Annotated in this window: 19 protein-coding genes; 9 read left to right on the top strand and 10 right to left on the bottom strand. The window is 67.7% G+C overall.

Going from position 1 to position 19,313, the window contains the following annotated elements; all coding sequences use genetic code 11:
* The first annotated feature begins 16 nt into the window (after positions 1-16).
* Both DBY63_RS21645 and DBY63_RS21640 read left to right on the top strand, forming a co-directional pair.
* Positions 17-1,345: a bifunctional DedA family/phosphatase PAP2 family protein gene (locus tag DBY63_RS21645; protein WP_042136303.1), complete on the top strand. Its 1,329-nt coding sequence runs from the start codon at positions 17-19 to the stop codon at positions 1,343-1,345.
* A gap of 97 nt (positions 1,346-1,442) precedes the next feature.
* Entirely contained in the window at positions 1,443-4,007 is a 2,565-nt protein-coding gene (locus DBY63_RS21640) for an ATP-binding protein (RefSeq protein ID WP_108582822.1), read from the top strand.
* Between the two features lie 30 nt (positions 4,008-4,037).
* On the opposite strand, the gene bfr is transcribed toward DBY63_RS21640, so the two are convergent.
* The 6 genes from bfr to DBY63_RS21610 form a co-directional block, all read right to left on the bottom strand.
* Positions 4,038-4,535, bottom strand: a complete 498-nt coding sequence (gene bfr / locus DBY63_RS21635; RefSeq protein WP_007159675.1) for a bacterioferritin — start codon at positions 4,533-4,535, stop codon at positions 4,038-4,040.
* 120 nt (positions 4,536-4,655) lie between these two features.
* Positions 4,656-5,546, bottom strand: a complete 891-nt coding sequence (locus tag DBY63_RS21630) for a PA4780 family RIO1-like protein kinase (RefSeq protein ID WP_027597213.1) — start codon at positions 5,544-5,546, stop codon at positions 4,656-4,658.
* Positions 5,547-5,696: 150 nt separating this feature from the next.
* On the bottom strand, positions 5,697-6,629 hold the full coding sequence (locus tag DBY63_RS21625; RefSeq protein WP_074583873.1) for a biotin-dependent carboxyltransferase family protein: 933 nt from the start codon (positions 6,627-6,629) through the stop codon (positions 5,697-5,699).
* Positions 6,626-7,303: a 5-oxoprolinase subunit PxpB gene (pxpB, locus tag DBY63_RS21620; protein WP_108582821.1), complete on the bottom strand. Its 678-nt coding sequence runs from the start codon at positions 7,301-7,303 to the stop codon at positions 6,626-6,628. Before pxpB ends, DBY63_RS21625 begins: the two co-directional genes overlap by 4 nt.
* Positions 7,300-8,046 carry a 5-oxoprolinase subunit PxpA gene (locus DBY63_RS21615; protein ID WP_027597216.1) on the bottom strand — a complete coding sequence of 249 codons (747 nt, stop codon included), beginning with the start codon at positions 8,044-8,046 and terminating at the stop codon, positions 7,300-7,302. The genes pxpB and DBY63_RS21615 overlap by 4 nt, the downstream gene beginning before the upstream one ends.
* Positions 8,047-8,151: 105 nt before the next feature.
* Positions 8,152-9,072 (bottom strand): LysR family transcriptional regulator, encoded by a 921-nt coding sequence (locus DBY63_RS21610; RefSeq protein ID WP_112298122.1) that lies wholly within the window; start codon positions 9,070-9,072, stop codon positions 8,152-8,154.
* Positions 9,073-9,344: 272 nt separating this feature from the next.
* Between DBY63_RS21610 and DBY63_RS21605 the strand changes: the two genes are divergently transcribed.
* The 7 genes from DBY63_RS21605 (at position 9,345) to DBY63_RS21580 (ending at position 15,273) form a co-directional block, all read left to right on the top strand.
* The gene (locus tag DBY63_RS21605) at positions 9,345-10,052 is read left to right on the top strand and encodes a DUF969 family protein (protein ID WP_027597218.1); all 708 of its coding nucleotides are present in this window, start codon (positions 9,345-9,347) and stop codon (positions 10,050-10,052) included.
* Positions 10,049-10,999 (top strand): DUF979 domain-containing protein, encoded by a 951-nt coding sequence (locus DBY63_RS21600; protein WP_027597219.1) that lies wholly within the window; start codon positions 10,049-10,051, stop codon positions 10,997-10,999. Before DBY63_RS21605 ends, DBY63_RS21600 begins: the two co-directional genes overlap by 4 nt.
* 8 nt (positions 11,000-11,007) lie before the next feature.
* Complete coding sequence (gene pcp, locus DBY63_RS21595) at positions 11,008-11,646, top strand: pyroglutamyl-peptidase I (RefSeq protein WP_108582820.1); 639 nt, start codon at positions 11,008-11,010, stop codon at positions 11,644-11,646.
* Positions 11,647-11,725: 79 nt separating this feature from the next.
* Positions 11,726-13,078, top strand: coding sequence for an MATE family efflux transporter (locus DBY63_RS21590; protein ID WP_108582819.1), 1,353 nt, complete (start codon positions 11,726-11,728; stop codon positions 13,076-13,078).
* A 64-nt stretch (positions 13,079-13,142) separates the two neighbouring features.
* A complete protein-coding gene (locus DBY63_RS25055; protein WP_007159685.1) occupies positions 13,143-13,280 on the top strand; it encodes a hypothetical protein in 138 nt (45 codons plus the stop codon).
* Between the two features lie 120 nt (positions 13,281-13,400).
* Positions 13,401-13,946, top strand: coding sequence for a hypothetical protein (locus DBY63_RS21585; RefSeq protein ID WP_044342753.1), 546 nt, complete (start codon positions 13,401-13,403; stop codon positions 13,944-13,946).
* Between the two features lie 286 nt (positions 13,947-14,232).
* On the top strand, positions 14,233-15,273 hold the full coding sequence (locus tag DBY63_RS21580; protein WP_027602462.1) for an acyltransferase: 1,041 nt from the start codon (positions 14,233-14,235) through the stop codon (positions 15,271-15,273).
* 153 nt (positions 15,274-15,426) lie between these two features.
* On the opposite strand, the gene DBY63_RS21575 is transcribed toward DBY63_RS21580, so the two are convergent.
* From DBY63_RS21575 to yajC, 4 genes are all read right to left on the bottom strand, one after another.
* Positions 15,427-15,954, bottom strand: a complete 528-nt coding sequence (locus tag DBY63_RS21575) for a glycine zipper 2TM domain-containing protein (protein WP_007162948.1) — start codon at positions 15,952-15,954, stop codon at positions 15,427-15,429.
* Between the two features lie 59 nt (positions 15,955-16,013).
* Entirely contained in the window at positions 16,014-16,919 is a 906-nt protein-coding gene (gene secF / locus DBY63_RS21570) for a protein translocase subunit SecF (RefSeq protein ID WP_027597224.1), read from the bottom strand.
* Between the two features lie 10 nt (positions 16,920-16,929).
* Entirely contained in the window at positions 16,930-18,798 is a 1,869-nt protein-coding gene (gene secD / locus DBY63_RS21565) for a protein translocase subunit SecD (protein WP_027597225.1), read from the bottom strand.
* A gap of 64 nt (positions 18,799-18,862) precedes the next feature.
* The gene (gene yajC / locus DBY63_RS21560) at positions 18,863-19,207 is read right to left on the bottom strand and encodes a preprotein translocase subunit YajC (protein ID WP_007162951.1); all 345 of its coding nucleotides are present in this window, start codon (positions 19,205-19,207) and stop codon (positions 18,863-18,865) included.
* Positions 19,208-19,313 lie beyond the last annotated feature (106 nt).

Here is a 19,313-nt window from a genome sequence, read left to right as displayed (position 1 = left end):
CCCAGGAAGCCTTTCGATGACGGAACTGCTAGACGGCCTGACCCAGTGGATCAACCAGCACCACCAGTGGCTGGGCGTGGCCATCTTCATCATCTCCTTTCTCGAGTGCCTGGCCCTGGCCGGGCTGGTGGTACCGGGCACGGTGATCCTGTTCGCCGTGGCCGTCGCCGCCGGCAATGGCGCGCTCAATCTCTTCGATACCCTGCTGCTGGGCTTCCTCGGCGGCATCCTTGGCGATGCGGTGTCCTACTTCATCGGCCGCCGCTTCCACGAGGGCATCCGCCGCCTGCCCGGCTTGCGCACCCATCCGGAATGGATCGGCTCGGCCGAGGGCTTCATCCACAGATACGGCGTGGCCAGTCTGCTGGTGGGTCGCTTCATCGGTCCGCTGCGCCCGCTGCTGCCGCTGATCGCCGGCATGCTGGACATGCCCCTGGTCAAATTCGTCAGCGTCAGCCTGGTGGCCGCCGCCGGCTGGTCCATCGCCTACCTCGGCCCGGGCTGGGTGACTGGCGCGGCCTTCCGCCTACCCTTGCCGGAAGGCTTCTGGCAGCAGGCCGGCATCATCCTCGGCGGCATCGCGGCGCTGGTGGCGGTCATCGCCCATGGCGCCTGGCGCGAGCGCGCCGGCACCACGCTGATCAGCGGCGCCCTCTGCCTGGCCGGGCTGCTGGCCCTGCTGTTCGGCTGGCACCACCTGCGCGCCTTCGACGAAGGCCTGATGGCGCTGGTGCAGGAGCATCGCGAGGGCTGGCTCAACCTGGTCGCCGTGGTCATCACCCGCATGGGCGATTTCCGTACCCAGCTGATCCTGGCCGCCGTGCTGATCCTGGTGCTGGCCGCCTTCCGCCAGTGGCGCCCGCTGCTGTTCGCCCTGGGCACCACCCTGGGGACCGCTCTGGCCAATGGCCAGTTGAAGAATCTGCTGGCCCGCGCGCGCCCCGATGTGCTCGCCGAACCCCTGACCACCTACAGCCTGCCCAGCGGCCACAGCTCGGCCTCCTTCGCCTTCTTCCTGACCCTGGGCATCCTCGTCGGCCGCCGCTATGGTCCGCGCGGGCGCCTCGCCTGGCTGGTGATCGCTGCCCTGCCGGCGGTGCTCATCGCCCTCAGCCGCGTCTACCTGGGCGTGCACTGGCCCACCGACATCCTGGCCGGCGCCCTGCTCGCCGGCGGTTTCTGCGGCCTGAGCCTGGCGCTGTTGCAGAAGACCGGCGGCAATCGCCTGGAGCCGATCCCGCCGCGGACCTGGTGGGTGCTGCTGCCCCTGGTCGTACTGGTGCTGGCCTTCGCCGCCGGCTGGGCCCTGCCCGAAGCCATCGAGCGCTATGCGCCCCGGTTGTAAGGCCGCGGCCGAAAAAATCCGCGCCCGGTCCTGCAGTTCCGGTTCGATTGTGGTCTGAACGGCTGGAACTACGGCGGTGGGTGGGGAGACACGATAGATGGCAGCGCAGCTTGCCGACTGGAACGAACTGGACTTTCTCGCCGGCGGTGGCGAGATGGGCGCCCGGCTGCGCAGTCACGACTGGTCGGAATCCCCTCTGGGCCCGCCCTCTCAGTGGCCGCAATCTCTCAGGTCCGCACTGAGCATCTGCCTGAATTCCAGCTTTCCCACCGCCATCTACTGGGGCCCCGACCTGCTGCTGCTCTATAACGATGCCTGGGCGCCGATTCCCGCCGAGCGGCATCCCTGGGCCCTGGGTCGCCCGGCGCAGGAGGTCTGGCAGGACATCTGGCCGGTGGTGGGGCCGCAGTTCGGGCAGGTCCTGAGCAGCGGCCAGGGCTTTTCGGTATTCGACCAGCTGCTGCCGATGCTGCGCCAGGGGGTGGTCACCGAGACCTACTGGAACTACAGCTTCACCCCGATCCGTGGCGAAGGCGGCGAGATCGCCGGGATCTTCAACCAGGGCCACGAGACCACCCAGCGCATCCTCGACGAGCGCCGTCGGGCCGCGGATGCCGCCCGCCAGCGGCGGATGTTCGAGCAGGCGCCCGGCTTCGTCGCCATCGTGCGCGGCCCGGATCACGTCTTCGACTTCGTCAACGTCGCCTACAGCCGCCTGTTCGATGGCCGGCCCCGCGAAGGCCTGACGGTGCGCGAGGTCTTTCCCGAATTGCACAATCAGGGCTACTTCGAGTGGCTCGAACAGGTCTATCGCAGCGGTCGCCGCTTCGTCGCCGAGCACCAGCCCCTGCGCCTGGAAACCGCGGGCGAACCGGTCCGCACTCTGTACCTGGATTTCATCTACGAACCCCTGACCGACGAAACCGGCCAGGTGATCGGCATCTTCTGCCAGGGGCAGGACGTCACCGAAGCCCATCTGGCGCGCGCCGCGCTGGAGGCCAGCGAACGACGCTTCCGCACCGCCCTGGAAATCGAGACGGTGGGCGCCCTCTGCTTCGATGCCGAGGGGCGGCTGATCGATGCCAATGACGCCTTCCTGCGCATGAGCGGCCATGACCGCGAGGACCTGGCCGCCGGGCGCATCGCCTGGCCCGCACCGCTACTGCCCCATGCCGACCCTCAGGTGCCGCCCGAGGAGCGCAGCTATCGGCGCCGCGACGGCTCGACCGGCTGGGCGCTGGTGGCCGCCAAGCGCCTGCCCGATGGCAGCGCCTTCGAATTCCTGGTCGACATCAGCGACCGCAAGCAGGCCGAGGCCGAGTTGCGCGAGGAAACCCGCACCCTCGAAGCCCTCAAGCGCATCGACACGGAGTTGGCCAGCCAGCTGGATCTGGCGCACCTGGTGCAGACCGTGACCGATGCCGGGGTGGAGTTGACGGGCGCGGAATTCGGCGCCTACTTTCATCAACGCCATGAAGAAGGTGGCGGACGTCTGCAGCGCTTCACCCTGTCCGGCGTCGAGCGGGACCTTTTCGAGCAGATCGGAGAATCCGCTGCCACCACCCTGTTCGTCACCACCCTGGGCAGCGCGGGCGTGGTCCGCAGTGACGACCTGGCGAGCGACCCACAGCTCGGCCACGTCCTGGCGCCGCAAGGCCGCGCGAGTCGGCTGCCGGTGCGCAGCTATCTGGCCGTCGCGGTGGTGGCCCGCAGTGGCGCGGTGCTGGGCGGGCTGGGCTTCGGCCATCCGGAGCCGGGGCGCTTCAACGCCCGCCACGAACGCCTGATGGTCGCCCTGGCCGCTCGCGCGGCCATCGCCATCGAGCAGGCCCAGCTGTTCCAGGCGGTGCGGACCGCCAACGAGACCCTCGAACAGCGTGTCATCGAGCGCACCGTCGAACTGACCCAGGCGCAGCAGGCGCTGCACCAGGCGCAGAAGATGGAGGCCATCGGCCAGTTGACCGGCGGCATCGCCCACGACTTCAACAACCTGCTGGCCGGCATCATCGGCAGCCTGGAGCTGATCGAGCGCCGCCTGCAGCAGCACCGGACCGACCAGCTCGACCGGCTGCTCGGTGGCGCCCAGGCCTACGCCGCACGCGCGGCCTCCCTGACCCAGCGGCTGCTGGCCTTTTCCCGGCGGCAGACCCTGGAACCCAAACCCACTGATGTGAACGAGCTGATGCTGGCCATGGAAGAGCTGATCCGCCGCAGCGTCGGCCCGGCGATCGAGGTGCAGGCCGAGCCGGCAGAGCCGCTCTGGTCGACGGTGATCGATGCCGTGCAACTGGAAAGCGCCCTGCTCAACCTGGCGATCAACGCCCGGGACGCCATGCCCCAGGGCGGCCAGCTGCGGCTGTCCACGGCCAATCTGCCGGAGGATGCGCCGGAACGACCGGAGGACCTGCCGGCAGGCGATTACGTGAGGGTCAAGGTGAGCGACACCGGGACCGGCATCGCGCCGGAGATCCTGGAGCGGATCTTCGATCCCTTCTTTACCACCAAGCCGCCGGGTCAGGGCACCGGACTGGGCCTGTCGATGGTGCACGGCTTCGTGCACCAGTCGGGTGGCCAGATCCAGGTCGACACCACGCCGGGCGTGGGGACCTGCATCTCGCTCTATCTGCCACGGGCGCCGGAGGACGACGCCCGCATGTCCTGAGCGACGCCCGGCGGCGCCGCTCGATCAACCTCAGAGGCCGGCGCCATGGGGCGTGGTGCCGCCCTTCATCTGCGATTGCAGGTAGTTCTGCAGACCGATCTTGTCGATCAGGCCCAGCTGCTGCTCCAGCCAGTAGGCGTGGTCCTCCTCGGTGTCTTCCAGCTGCACCACCAGGATCTCGCGGGTCACGAAATCCTTGTGCTGGTTGCACAGGGCCACGCCCTGGGCCAGGGCTTCGCGTACCTCGTACTCCAGCGCCAGGTCCGCGCGCAGCATCTCCGGTACGGTCTGGCCGACGGTGATGGCATTGGGACGCATGTCCGGCGTGCCCTCGAGGAAGAGGATGCGGCGCAGCAGGGCATCGGCGTGCTGGGTTTCCTCTTCCATCTCGTGGCCGATCCGCTCGTACAGGCGCATCAGGCCCCAGTCCTCGTACATCCGCGAGTGGATGAAGTACTGGTCGCGCGCCGCCAGCTCGCCGCGCAGCAGCTGGTTGAGGTAGTTGATGACGTCCGGATGGCCTTGCATGAAAAGAGTCCTGTGCTGTTCAGTGCCCAGTTTAGCGCGCTGGCGCCCGGAGGACGCCGTTCATCGCCCGACCACTGGGGCCGTTCGTCTCATCGCAGCGCTAATCGTTCTACTTAACGATCAGCTTAGCCAGGGCGGCGGCGGTTCTTCGCGCACGCTGGGCTCGTCCTGCTCGCGCCGCGCGGCCTGGCGACGCTCCTCGTCGCGCCGGGCGGCCTCGATCTCGCGCATCACCGCATGGACGTCGGCCTGGCCTTCGCGTTCGACGAATTCGCCGGTCAGGCGGGTATTGGCGAACAGCTCGCCCTTCTCGAACAGCGCCCACATCTCCGGCGCATAGCGGGTCTTGCGCAATTCCGGGGCGAAGCGACCGAAATACAGCGCCATGTTCTCCACGTCCCGCGCCAGCAGGCGGAAGGCGTGGTTGTTGCCGGCGGCGTCCACCGCCTGGGGCAGGTCGATGATCACCGGGCCGTCCTCGGCCAGCAGCACGTTGAATTCGGAGAGGTCGCCGTGGACCAGGCCAGCGCAGAGCATGCGCACGATCTGGCCGATCATCAGCTCGTGGTAGCGCAGCGCTTCCTCGGCGGTGAGGGTCACGTCGTTGAGCCGCGGCGCGGCCTCGCCATTGCCGTCGGTGACCAGGTCCATCAGCAGCACGCCGTCGAGGAAGTCGTGGGGCTTGGGCACCCGCACCCCGGCATCGGCCAGGCGATAGAGCGCCGTCACCTCGGCGTTCTGCCAGTTGTCCTCGCGCTCGCGGCGACCGAACTTGGAGCCCTTGGCCATGGCGCGGTTTTCCCGACTGCCACGCACCTTGCGCCCTTCCTGATACTCGGCGGCCTGGCGGAAGCTGCGCTTGTCGGCCTCCTTGTAGACCTTGGCGCAACGTACCTGGCTGCCGCAGCGCACCACGTAGACCGCCGCTTCCTTGCCACTCATCAGGGGCCGTATCACCTCATCGACCAAGCCGTCCTCGATCAGCGGCTCGATGCGTTTGGGAGTTTTCATCGCCGGTTCCAGCTCCTTCTTGTCGGTCGTCTCGGGGGGACGTGTGAGGCAAGTTTCAAGCCAGACGCCGAGAAAGGGAAGTCGGCGTCGCCCCTGAGCGTGCGACTCATCGAAGCGGACAAGATTCCTCAGCCGTGACCGGTTGCATCGTCAGCCGCCGAAGAAGGCCAGGAACCGCCGCCACTCGGCCTGGGCCTCGGCCAGCTCCACCGGGGCGAAGCGCACCTCGTGATGGGCCGGGCACTGGGCCAGGCGCGCCAGGTCCAGCGGGTGGATGAAGCCCAGCAGCGGATAGCCGCCCATGGTCTGGCGATCGGCCATGAGCACGATGGGCTGGCCATCGGGCGGCACCTGGATGGCACCGGTCACCACGCCCAGCGACCACTGGCGACGCGGGGGCGCCAGGGGCACCTCGCCGGCCAGGCGGATGCCCATGCGATCGGACTGCGGGCTGATGCGCCAGGACTGCGTGCAGAGCGCCTGCTGCTGCGCCGGGCCGAAGGCCTCGGCGTCGCCACCGAGGATCACCCGCAGGGTCGGCACCTCGCGGTAGTCCGGCACGAAACGCGCGGCCGGGCCGCAGCCGTGGGCATGCAGCGCGCTCACCGCCGCGCAGCCCAGCCGCTGGCCGGCCGCCAGCGGCGCGCCCTGGCCCTCCAGCCCGCCCAGGCCTTCGCGCCGGTTGCTGGCCACGCTCCCCAGGGTCGCCGGCGCCTGGAAGCCGCCACCGGCGGCGGCCAGGTAGGCGCGCTGCCCGGACTGGGCGAAGCCCAGGCGCAAGCGCGCGCCAGCCCTTACCGGAAAACACGACCAGGCCGGCAGGGGCTCGCCATCCAGGCGGGCATCCAGCGGCGCACCGGTCAGCGCCAGCCAGGTATCGGTCTCGATCTCGAATTCGGCGCCGCCCAGGGCGATCTCCAGCAGCGGCGCCGCGACCGGATTGCCCACCAGGCGATTGGCCCAGCGCGCGGCATGGCCGTCCATGGGCCCCGAGGGCGCTACCCCCAGGTGTTGCCAGCCCTGGCGCCCCAGATCCTGCAGCAGGGTCAGGGGACCGGGTTTGATGACCTGCAGTCCGCTCATGGCTGACCTCCCTGGGCGCGAAAGGCCGCTTCGTCGACGGGTACGAAGCGCACCCGATCACCGGGTGCCAGCAGGCACGGCGGCTCGGCCCGGGCATCGAAGACCGTCCACAGGCAGCGACCGATGAGATTCCAGCCGCCCGGCGACGCCTGGGGATAGACGGCGGTCTGGCGCTCGGCGATGGCCAGGCTGCCGGCGGGTACGTGGGTCCGCGGCGTGCTGCGCCGGGGCAGCGCCAGGCGTTCGTCCAGTTCGCCAAGAAAGGCGAAGCCCGGCATGAAGCCGATGGCGCCCACCTGATAGTCACGACCGCTGTGCAGAGTGATGACCTCGCCCTCGCTCAGGCCACAGCGCTCGGCCACCTCGGCCAGATCGGGGCCGGCATAGAGCGTCGGCACCTGGTGCAGGCGCCCGCCCTCGCCCGCTGGCGCGGCGCCCGGCCAGTCGGCCAGCAGGGGGTCGAGGCCGGCCTGTAGCTCGGCCAGGGTCAAGCGCAGGGGATCGTAGTGCACCAGCAGGCTGGTCCAGCCCGCCACCAGATCGGTCACCGCCGGGCCGAAGCGCTGGTGAATCCGCTCGCCCAGGCGGGCGATGCGCGGCGGCAGCTCGGCATCGGGATGCTCGGCCAGTTCGAGCAGCAGCGCCGCAACGCCAAAAGGCTTGCAGACGATCATAGGGCGTCCAGGGCGGCGCGCAGCCGCCGTAGTACCGCCAGGGATTCGGCGTTATCACCATGCACGCAGAGGCTGTCGGCCTGCAGCCGCATGGGCTGGCCATCGAAACCGGGAAAGTCTTCGCCGCGGGCGATGGCGACGGCCTGGGCGAGGATGCGTTCGGGATCGTGATGGACGGCGCCGACCTGGCCACGCGGAGCCAGGGAGCCGTCGGCCAGATAGGCGCGATCGGCGAAGGCTTCCAGCAGCAGCGGCACCCCGGCGGCTTCGGCCAGCCGGCGCTCGCGATCATTGTCGGCCTTGGCCAGCACCATCAGCGGCAGTCCCTGGCGATAGCGGGCGCAGGCGGAAAGCGCGGCGCTCAGCAGGGCATCGTCCTTGACCAGGGCGTTGTAGAGGGCGCCGTGGGGCTTCACGTACTCGACGCGTACGCCTGCGGCGCGGCAGAAGGCGTCGAGGGCGCCGATCTGGTAGAGGATCATGGCTTCCACCTCGGCCGGAGTGCAGGCCATGGGCCGCCGACCGAAGCCCACCAGATCGGGATAGGCCGGATGGGCGCCGATCTGCACGCCGTTGGCCACCGCCAGGGTCACGGCGCGCTGCATGGTCAGGGGATCGGCGGCATGGAAGCCGCAGGCCAGGTTGGCCTGGTCGACCAGGGGAATGGCATGGGCGTCGTCACCCATGGACCAGGCACCGTAGCTTTCACCGGAATCGCAATTGAGCAGCAGGCGAGCGGGCATGACAGGATCCTCTGAGAAGGTAGCTCGAGTGTCGGAAAGCCGGAGCGCCGCTGTCCAACAAAAGATTCCGGGCGCTGGCGATAAGAAGCTGTTGAAACCTCGGGGCTAGACCAGCACCGGCAAGGCGCGCTCCGGGCCCAGGCGCGTGCACCAGTCGGCTACCACCGTCTGGCTCAGGGCCACCACCGCCTCGCTCAGCGCCAGGCCGGCGCCGCCATGCCAGCTGGCCTGGACATCGAAGGGCGGCGGGCCGGCCAGCGGCAGGGGCATGAGACTGCCGCGGGCCAATTCCTCGATCACCAGGGCCGGCGGCAGGGCGCCGATGCCGAAGCCCTCGCCCATCAGCTTGATGATGGCCGCCACCGAGTTGATGCAGCAAACCCGCGGTTCGGCGATGCCTTCGCGCTGGAGCAGGCCGAGGATGTCCTGGTGCGGGCGGGAATGGCGGGGAAAGGGGATCAGCCGTTCGCCCGCCAGTTCGGCGAGATTTGCGTAGGGCCGCGCCAGGTGGCTGTCGCTGGCCACCAGCCAGCGCACCGGGTAGCTGGCCAGGTGCAGATTGCGGATGCCCTCGGCGCGCAGGAGATCGGTCTGGAAGATCAGGTCGAGCTGCCCCCGCGCCAGCTGCTCGGCCAGATTCAGCGCCGTGTCCGCGGTCAATTCCAGCTCGATGGCCGGATAGGTCTGGGTGACCGCGGCGATCAGTTGGTCCAGCCAGCTGTGGATCACCGTATCCATCACCCCGATGCGCAGGCGGCCCTCCAGGGTCTGGCCATGGCCAAGGGCCTCGTGCAGCTCGCGCTGGGTGGCCAGCATCCGTTCGGCGTAGCCCAGTACCCGATGGCCCTCGGCGGTCAGGCTCACGCCGCGGGAGTCGCGCAGGAACAGTTGCACGCCCAGTTCGCTCTCCAGCACGGCGATGCGACTGGAAATGGCCGCCTGGGTGGTGGACAGCTTTTCCGCCGTCAGGCGGAAACTGCCCAGGCGGGCGACCCAGACGAAGGTATCGAGAAAGCGCAGATTCATGGGGACCTCGACAAGGCTACCCCGCCACTTTACCCCCACCGGCGGTCTTGTCTGCCCCGCTTTTCCCTATCGGCGGCGAACAGTTTTATTTGCTGGACGCCAGCTCCGCCGGCGGCGAAAGATGCCAGCCGGCGTTATGCCAAGTGACGTCTGACAACAATAACGAGCGGTGCCGCGGGCACTGCCTGGATCAGCCGAAGCCGCCCGCGGCTTCCTACCGTCCGCCGCACCGTCTGCCCGGAGCGCGGTGGACCCGCTGGAGACATCCACCTATGCAAACCACCGTCAACCTCTGGCCGCTGCTGGGCGTGCTGGTCATCGTGGTCGGCTTCGTGCTGAGGTTCAATCCGCTGCTGGTCGTCGCCCTGGCCGCCGTGGCCACCGGGATCGCCGCCCAGTTCAGTCCCGAGGCGCTGCTCGCCGCCATCGGCACCGGCTTCATCAAGGCGCGCGCCCTGCCGCTGATCATCCTGCTGCCACTGGCGGTGATCGGCCTGCTCGAACGCCACGGCCTGCGCCTGCATGCGCAGAACTGGATCGCCCGCTTTCGCAACGCCACCGTCGGCCGCCTGCTGATCTTCTACCTCTTCGTCCGCGAGACCACCGCGGCCCTGGGGCTGACCAGCCTCGGCGGCCATCCGCAGATGGTCCGTCCGCTACTGGCGCCCATGGCCGAAGGCACCGCCGAAAAACTCCATGGCCGTCTGCCCGAGGCCCTGCGCCAGCGGCTGCTGGCCTTTTGCGCCGCCACCGACAATGTCGGCCTGTTCTTTGGCGAGGACATCTTCGTCGCCTTTGGCGCCATCGCCCTGATGCACACCTTCCTGCTCGGCGCCGGACTCGATGTCGAACCCCTGCACATCGCCCTCTGGGGCATTCCCACGGCGCTCTGCGCCTTCTTCATCCACGCCCTGCGCCTGCACCGCTTCGATCGCCAGCTCTATCGCGAGCTGACCGCCAACCGGGAGGTGCGGCCATGATCCTGTCGATTCAGTACCTGTTCTGGCTGGCCGGCGCCATCCTGGCGCTGACCGCGGTCATGACCCTGGCCGATCGTCAGCACCCCAAGCGCTGGACCAGCGGTCTGTTCTGGGGCCTGTTCAGCCTGGTCTTCCTGATCGGCGATCGCCTGCCACCCGCCTGGGTGGGCGCCGGGGTGCTGCTGATGGCGGTGCTGGCCGGCTGCGGTGCGGTGGGCAGCGGTCATCACGCCAGTCGTCCCGAACGCGAGACCCGTGCCAGCGCCGGCCGCCTGGGCAATCGCCTGTTCATTCCGGCGCTGGCCATTCCCGTGGTGACGGTGATCGGCAGCGTCTTGCTCAAGGATGTGCAGATCGCCGGTCTGCCGCTGCTCGACCCGAAGAACGTCACCTTCGTCTCCCTCGGCCTGGGCGCCCTGGTGGCCCTGGCGCTGGCCTGCTGGCTGACCCGCGACACCCCGATCCAGGCGATGCGCGAATCGCGGCGCCTGACCGATGCCCTGGGCTGGTCGCTGGTCCTGCCCCAGGCCCTGGCCATGCTCGGCCTGGTCTTTACCGACGCCGGCGTCGGCAAGGCGGTGGCGCACCTGGCCACCGCCTACGTGGCCCTCGACCTGCGCCTGGTGGCGGTGGTGGTCTATGTGGTGGGCATGGCCGCCTTCACCGTCATCATGGGCAACGGCTTCGCCGCCTTCCCGGTGATGACCGGCGGCATCGGCGTGCCGGTGCTGGTGGGCGTCTACCACGCCGATCCGGCGGTGATGGCCGCCATCGGCATGTTCTCCGGCTACTGCGGCACCCTGATGACGCCCATGGCGGCCAACTTCAACATCGTGCCGGCGGCCCTGCTGGAGCTGGACGACAAGAATGCCGTGATCAAGGCCCAGGTCCCCACCGCCCTGGCGGTGCTGGCCTGCAACGTGGTGCTGCTCTATCTGCTGATGTGAGGTATCCCATGACCCTGTTGCTCACCGGTTTCGCGCCCTTTGGCGGCGAGACCCTCAACCCCTCCTGGGAAGCCGTGCGCCGGCTGGATGGCGAGTGCCTCGGCGATCTGCCGGTGGTCGCGGCGCAGCTGCCGACCGAATTCGGCACCGCGCTCCGGGTGCTGGATGAGCTGCTCGAGCGCCATCGCCCGACCCTGGTGGTGGCGGTCGGCCAGGCCGGCGGGCGGGCCGAGCTGTCGCTGGAGCGCATCGCCATCAACGTCGACGACGCCCGCATCCCCGACAACGCCGGACGCCAGCCCATCGACGAGCCGGTGGTGGCTGGTGGCCCGGCGGCCTATTTCAGCACCCTGCCGATCAAGGCCATGACCCGGGTCCTGCGCGACGCCGGCATTCCCGCGGCGGTGTCCCAGACCGCCGGTACCTTCGTCTGCAACCACGTCTTCTACGGCCTGCAGCATCGCCTGCAGGGCAGCGGGGTACGCGGCGGCTTCATCCATATTCCCTACCTGTCGGCCCAGGCCGCCGCTCAGCCCGGCGCGCCGTCCATGGCCCTGGAGACCCTGATCGCAGGTCTGCGCCTGGCGCTGACCTGCGCGGCAACCACCCGGGCGGACCTGCGCGAAGGCGGCGGTCAACTGGACTGACCCCCGCAGGCGCTGCGGCGGAGGACCACCCGGGCCGGCTGGCCTACAATGCCCCCTCCGCCGCCGCTGCGATTAGCCCATGTCCACCCTGCTTGCCGACTGGCGTCACCCCCTGTTGCACCGCCGCGTCTGGGCCCTGGCCGCGCCGATGATCCTGTCCAATCTCAGCGTGCCGCTGGTGACCCTGGTCGACAGCGCCATCGCCGGTCATCTGCCCGAAGCCCGTCAACTCGCCGCGGTGGCCATGGGCGGCGCCTTCTACACCGCCCTGCTGGGCATCCTCGGCTTCCTGCGCATGGGCACCACCGGCTTCGCCGCCCAGGCCAGCGGCCGCCGCGAGGGCGCCGCCCTGCGCCAGATCCTCCTGCAGGCCGGCCTGCTCGGGCTGGGTCTGTCGCTGCTCCTGCTGCTGGCCGCCAGCCTGGCGCTGGAGCCGTTGCTCGCCTGGCTCGGCCTGGATCCCGCCTTCGCCGACCTGGCCGCGCGCTTCCTGCACCTGCGCCTGCTCGGCCTGCCCGCGGCGCTGCTCAGCTACGCGGTGATCGGCTGGCTGCTCGGTACCCAGGATGCGCGCACGCCGCTGGTGCTGCTGCTCACCACCAATGCCCTGAACCTGCTGCTGGTGACCGGCTTCGTGCTCGGCCTCGGCGCCGGGGTGCAGGGCATCGCCCTGGCCTCGGTGCTGGCGGAATGGAGCGGCATGCTGCTCGGCCTCTGGCTGGTGCTGCGCCGCCTGCGGCTGTGGCCCGGCCGGATCGACCGCCCGGCGCTGCGTCGCCTCGCCAGCTGGCGACCGCTGCTGGCGGTCAATCGCGACATCTTCATCCGCTCCCTGGCGCTGCAGGCGGTGTTCCTGCTGTTCGCCGCCCAGGGCGCCCAGCTGGGCGAGACCACGGTGGCGGTCAACGCCCTGCTGCTCAATGGCCTGCTGGTCACCGCCTTCGCCCTCGACGGCCTCGCCCATGCGGTGGAGGCCCTGGCCGGCCATGCCCTGGGCGCGCACGAGGGCGCCACCCTACGCCGGGTGCTGGTGATCGCCGGTGGCTGGTCACTGCTGGCCAGCCTCGGCTTCGCCCTGGCCTTCGCCCTGGGCGGCGATCTGTTCGTCGCCCTGCAGAGCGACATCGCCGCGGTACGCGAGGCGGCTCACGCCTACCTGCCCTATCTGGCCGTGCTGCCGCTGATCGCCATGGTCAGCTACCTGCTGGATGGCCTCTTCATCGGCGCCACCCGCGCCCGGGAGATGCGCAACTCGATGCTGCTGGCCCTGTTGCTGGCGCTGCCGCTCGGCTGGCTGCTGCGCGGCCTCGGCAACCACGGCCTGTGGCTGGCCTTTCTCGCCTTCATGGCGCTGCGCGGCCTGATCTCCGCCCTGCTCGCCTGGCGCCTGGCCCACCGCGAAGGCTGGCTCAGCGACGACGGCAGCGCCTGACGCTGCGGAACCGCCGGGTCGGCGCCCCCCTCAAAGTCGGACATCCCCTGCCGAGAGCGCTGCCATGAGCGAAGACACCCGCGATCAGGAACCCCTGGACACCCCCGCCGACGGCGACGACGTCCCCGAGCACCAGAAGCCGGAAAATCTGGAAAAGCTCAAGGATTACGGCAAGGACCAGATTCCGCCCGGCATCGCCTGACGCCAACCCTGAACCTCTCGACAAAAGCCGTCGACAGCGGTGGCAAAGCCCCGGCGGAGCTCTTAGCATCCGTCGGGTTGAGTAGGCCCAAGGGCCTTCGTGAAGGGAATCCGGATCACCATGACCGTCAGGTCCTACCTGTCGCCTCTGCGCGCGCCCCTGTTGGCGCTACTGGCGCTTGTCCCGGCGCTGGCCCAGGCCGTCGACGGCTACGCCGGGATCGCCTTCGGCACCGAGCAGAAAGCCTTTCTGGCGAAAAAGCTCTGCACCTTCCAGCCGCGCAAGATCGACGTCGTCGGCGTCGAGTATTTCGAGTGCACTGACCTGACCTTCGCCGGTGAAAAGGTCGAGGCCGGCGCCTTCTTTATCGATGGCCGCTTCCTGCGCCTGTCCATCGTCACGCCCCTGGCGCAGTCCTTCCTGATCGCCGAAGGCCTCACCCAGAAATACGGCAAGCCCTCTTCTCAGTCGTCAGCCGCCGCCTTCGAGCGCCTGACCCAGGACGACGACGCCCAGGCCTATCTGGCCTTCGATCACGACACCGTCGTCTACAAGTTCAGCGCCCAGGCGGCACGCAAGAAGCAGGTCCTGCTGATCTATACCTCGCCGCGCTACGAGCCCCTGCTCAAGGAGAAGCAGCTGCAGTTCGTCAAAGATTCTCTCTAAACATCCGGTTACAGCTCGTCGGACAATTGGGCCTTTGGCCATCAAAGTGTTGCCCCGTTCACGTATGGCCGGAAACAAGCCATGAACAATGGCAGATAGCCACGGTCAGAACGCGGGCAAGGAGCCCCTTCCTGTAACCGGCTACTTACGGACGTCGTTCCTTCGGGAGTCCTACCATGACCGAACCTGTCGCAACGCGCGCCCTGGCGCCGCAGCGTTCCCGCTTTCGTTTGCCCCAGTGCTTTGGCTTCAGCTGCACAGGTTCTCTTTTGAAAAGGATCATTCAATGAACACTCGCAATCTCTGGGTCGACTATGCCAAAGCCATAGGCATCGTGCTGGTCGTCTACGGCCATGTCGTCCGCGGCCTGCTCAACGCCGGCATCCTGCAGGACGCCGAATTCCACGGCCTGGTGGACAGCGTCATCTACAGCTTCCACATGCCGCTGTTCTTCTTCCTGTCCGGCCTGTTCTTCTACAGCTCCTTCATCAAGCGCGGCACCGGCGGCCTGCTGGTGAACAAGATCGACACCATCGTCTATCCCTTCCTGGTCTGGTCGCTGCTGCAGGGCTCGGTGGAGGCGCTGATGTCGCGCTACACCAATGGCGGCGTCAGCTTCAGCGAAGTCCTGACGGTCTGGGAGCCACGCCAGCAGTTCTGGTTCCTCTATGCGCTGTTCCTGGTGTTCTGCCTGGCCATGCTCGCCTATCGCTGGGCTAAGCCGCTGGCCTTCTTCGCCGTGTTCGCCTTTGGCGCCCTGGTCTATCTGTTCCAGAACGCCGGCCCGGAAGACTTCTTCTTCACCTTTACCGCGCAGAACTTCGTGTTCTTCGCCTTCGGCGTCTGGTTCAACAACTTCAAGCAGGCCATCGAGGAACAGGCCGGTCGCGTGATGCTGGGTTCGGGTCTGCTGTTCGTGGTGCTCGAATACTGGTTCCACGGCCTGCTGGGCCTGGTCTACACCGATCGTGGCCTGGCCACCCTGGTGCTGGCGCTGAACGGCATCGTCTTCGTCAGCGCCACCTGCATGGTGCTGGCACAGCGGCCGCTGCAATGGGTGCTGACCCTGGGCGCGCTGTCGATGCCCATCTACGTGATGCACGTGCTCAGCGGCAGTGGCGCCCGCATCGTCCTGAGCAAGGGCCTGCACATCAACGACGGCCTGCTGCACATCGTCGCCGGTTGCGCCTTCGGCATCCTGGTGCCGGTGGCCATCGCCAAGCTGCTGGAAGCCCGCGGCATCAACGGTCTGTTCGAGGCGCCGGCGTGGATCTCCGCCCGGCGGTGGCTTCGGCCCAAAGCAGAAACCCCCCGCCCCGCCGTCTAAATGACGACACCGGCCAGGGCGCCCTGCGCGCCCTGGCCGGCGCGGCAGAGCTTTCGGATCACCGCGCAAGAGCCAATAAAAAACCCGCTGCCAGTCACCTGGCAGCGGGTTTTTTGTTGGCTGAAGCCCAGTGGCTTCAGCCGGCTACGCGGATCACTGGCTGGCCAGCACCTGGCCGTTCTTGACTTCCAGTTGCTTGCCCGGCTCGTGGTCCATGCGGACCTGGCCGATCTTGCCATCCAGCAGGTACTTGACGTCATAGCCGACCACCTTGTCGCTGCTGTCGTTGACCGTGCTGCAGCGGGTCTGGGTGGTGGTGTAGGTGTCGCGGTTCTGCATGTATTCCTGACCCTTGTTGCCGGCGTAACCACCGCCCACGGCACCGGCGATAGTCGCCAGGGTCTTGCCGCTGCCGTTGCCGACCTGGTTGCCCAGCAGACCGCCGACGACCGCGCCTACGGCGGTCCCGGCGATCTGGTGTTGGTCCTGAACAGGCCGCCGATGCGTCACCGCGACCTCCTTGCAGACCTCGCGCGGGGTCTTGACCGTTTCCTTGACCGGCTGGACGGCGACGACCTCGGCGTACTGAGGCCCGCGGTCGACGAAACTGTACGCCACGGCGCCACCAGCGGTGGCGACGATGGCTCCCAGAACCGTACCTACGAGCATCGACTTGTTCACTACAACCTCCTGACTACTCTGTCATAGCGGGCACCTGGCCCTTTGCCATGCCTGGGACATCAGGGACGGTCGTCGAGTTCCTTGGCTTGCGGGGGAATCAGGTCCTCGCTCTTCAGGTCCAGCCAGATCAGCACCACGTTGGCGATATAGATCGACGAGTAGGTACCGGCCAGCACGCCGATGAACAGCGCCAGGGAGAAGCCGAACAGGTTGTCGCCGCCAAAGAACAGCAGCGCCGCCACGGCCAGCAGGGTCGAGATCGAGGTGGCCAGGGTGCGCAGCAGGGTCTGGGTGGTCGAGACGTTGATGTTCTCGATCAGACTGGCCTTGCGCAGTACCCGGAAGTTCTCCCGCACCCGGTCGAACACCACGATGGTGTCGTTGAGCGAGTAGCCGATGATGGCCAGGACCGCCGCCAGCACCGTCAGGTCGAAGGTGATCTGGAAGAACGACAGCAGGCCCAGGGTCACCACCACGTCGTGCACCAGCGAAATGATCGCGCCCACGGCGAACTTCCACTGGAAGCGGAAGGCCACGTAGACCAGCACGCTACCCAGGGCCAGCAGCATGCCCAGGCCGCCCTGGTCACGCAGTTCCTCGCCCACCTGCGGACCGACGAACTCGGTACGGGTCAGGGAGAAGCGCTCGGTGCTCGCCTTCTGCAACGCGCTGGTCACCTGCTGGCCCAGCTGCGGGTTGTCACCCGGCATCCGGACCAGGACATCGGTGGTGGCGCCGAAGCTCTGCACCACCGCCTCCTCGAAGCCGGCGCCCTGCAGCTCCTGACGGATCTTGCCGAGGTCGGCGGGTTGCTCGTAGCGCAGCTCGATCAGGGTACCGCCGGTGAAGTCCAGGCCGAAGTTCAGCCCCTTGTAGAACCAGCTGAACAGCGCCAGAACGGTCAGGAGCGCGGTGATGGCGAACGCGATGTTGCGTACGCCCATGAAGTTGATGGTCTTTTTCATCGCCGCGTCCTCAAATCCACAGCTTCTTGACGTTCCGGCCGCCATAAATCAGGTTGACCATGGCACGGGTCACGAAGATGGCGGTGAACAGGGAGGTGAAGATACCCAGCGACATGGTCACGGCGAAGCCCTTGACCGGCCCGGTGCCCATGGCGAACAGGATGGCGCCCACCAGCAGGGTCGTCAGGTTGGAGTCCAGGATCGCCGTGAAGGCGCGACTGAAGCCCTCATGGATGGCGCGCTGGATCGGCATGCCGTTGGCGATCTCTTCGCGGATCCGCGAGAAGATCAGCACGTTGGCGTCCACCGCCTGACCCATGGTCAGGACGATACCGGCGATGCCCGGCAGGGTCAGGGTGGCATGCAGGATGGACATCAGAGCCATCAGCAGCACCATGTTGAAGCCCAGGGCGATGGTCGCCAGCAGGCCGAAGAAGCGGTAGATGGCGATCAGGAACAGCGAGACGAAGACCATGCCCCACAGCGAGGCATCGATACCCTTCTCGATGTTGTCGGCACCCAGGCTTGGGCCGAGGGTGCGCTCCTCGGCGAAGTACATGGGTGCGGCCAGGCCACCGGCACGCAGCAGCAGCGCCAGTTCCGAAGCCTCGCCCGAGCCGTTCAGGCCGGTGATGCGGAAGCTGTTGCCCAGGGCCGACTGAATGGTCGCCAGGCTGATGATGCGCCGCTCCTCCTCGAAGCCGGGCACCGCCACTTCCTTCTGTACGCCGTCGACGGTCTGGGTGGTGTAGCGGGTGACCGGACGCTGCTCGATGAACACCACGGCCATGCTGCGGCCGACGTTGCTGCGGGTGGCGCGGTTGATCAGGTCGCCGCCATGGCCATCCAGGCGGATGTTGACCTGGGGCCGGCCGTTCTCGTCGAAGCTGGCCGAGGCGTCGGTGACCTGGTCACCGGTGATGATGACGTTACGCTCCAGCGGTACCGCCGGACGACCAGGCTCGCGGAATTCGAAGCTCTCGGTGGAGGCGCGCGGGGTGTCCGCGGTGGCGGCCAGGCGGAATTCCAGGTTGGCGGTCTTGCCGAGGATGCGTTTGGCTTCGGCGGTGTCCTGCACGCCCGGCAGCTCGACCACGATGCGGTCGGCGCCCTGGCGCTGCACCAGCGGCTCGGCCACGCCCAGTTCGTTGACCCGGTTGCGCACCGTGGTCAGGTTCTGGGTGACGGCATAGTTGCGGATCTCGCGCAGCTTGGCCTCGGTCAGCTGCAGACGCAGCACCTGCAGGTCACCACGGGTGTCGGTGGTCAGCTCGAAATCGGTGTAGTTCTTGCGGATCAGGCTCTGCGCCTGCTGCAGATCGGCGGCATCGGTGAAGCCCAGCTGCAGGGCGCCGTTCTGGTCGGGCATGCTGCGATAGCGCACCTTCTCGCGACGCAGCAGGGTCTTGACCTCGTTGTCATAGACCTTCAGGCGCGCGTCCACGGCCTTGTCCATGTCCACAGCCAGCAGGAAGTGCACACCACCGGACAGGTCCAGGCCCAGCTTCATGGGGCTGGCACCGAGCTTGCGCAGCCACTGCGGGGTGGTGGGCGCCAGGTTCAGGGCGACCACGAAGTCGTCGCCAAGGGTGCGGCGGACCACTTCCTGGGCCGGCAGCTGATCGTCGGCGCGCATCAGGCGGATCAGCACCCGGCTGCCGCTCTCGTTGACGTCGCTGGATTTCACGGCGAGTTGCGCCTGCGCCAGAGCCGCGTTCACCCGCTGCACATCGGCAGGGGTCACCGTGCGTTCGGTGCTGGAAGCGCTGATCTGCAGGGCCGGATCGTCGGGGTACAGATTAGGAACCGAATAGATGACGCCCACGACCAGTACGGCCAGGATCAGCAGGTACTTCCAGAGGGGATATTTGTTGAGCATGACACCGCCCGAGATAAAGGCGGGGCGCCTTGCGCGCCCCGATATTAGCTAGATTGAGGAAGACTCAGAGGGCCTTCAGGGTGCCCTTCGGCAGGGTCGCGGCAATGGCGCCCTTCTGGAACTTGAGCTCGACGTTGTCGGACACTTCCAGCACCACGAACTCGTCGGTGACCTTGTTGATGCGACCGGCGATGCCACCGGTGGTCACCACTTCGTCACCCTTCTGCAGGCCGCCGATCAGGTTCTTGTGATCCTTGGTGCGCTTGGCCTGGGGACGCCAGATCAGGAAATAGAAGATCACCACGAAGCCGATCAGGAAGATGAACTGAATGTATTCACCTCCCGGTGCAGCGTTGGCGGCCGGCGCGGCAGCTTCCTGGGCCTGGGCCGTGGAAATCAGAAAACTCATTGCACTACTCCTTGCAGAGTTGGATGACGGAAAAAGAAGAGATGCCGGGGGTCGCTCGCCGCCGTTCCGACCGCCTCGAGACCCTGCTCACGCCCCTGACGAAGGA

It is taken from the genome of Pseudomonas sp. RIT411, from assembly GCF_003057735.2.
Taxonomy (GTDB): Bacteria; Pseudomonadota; Gammaproteobacteria; order Pseudomonadales; family Pseudomonadaceae; genus Chryseomonas; species Chryseomonas oryzihabitans.
Note: the sequence above shows the minus strand (reverse complement) of the source record. Positions and strands in the feature narration are given on the sequence as shown.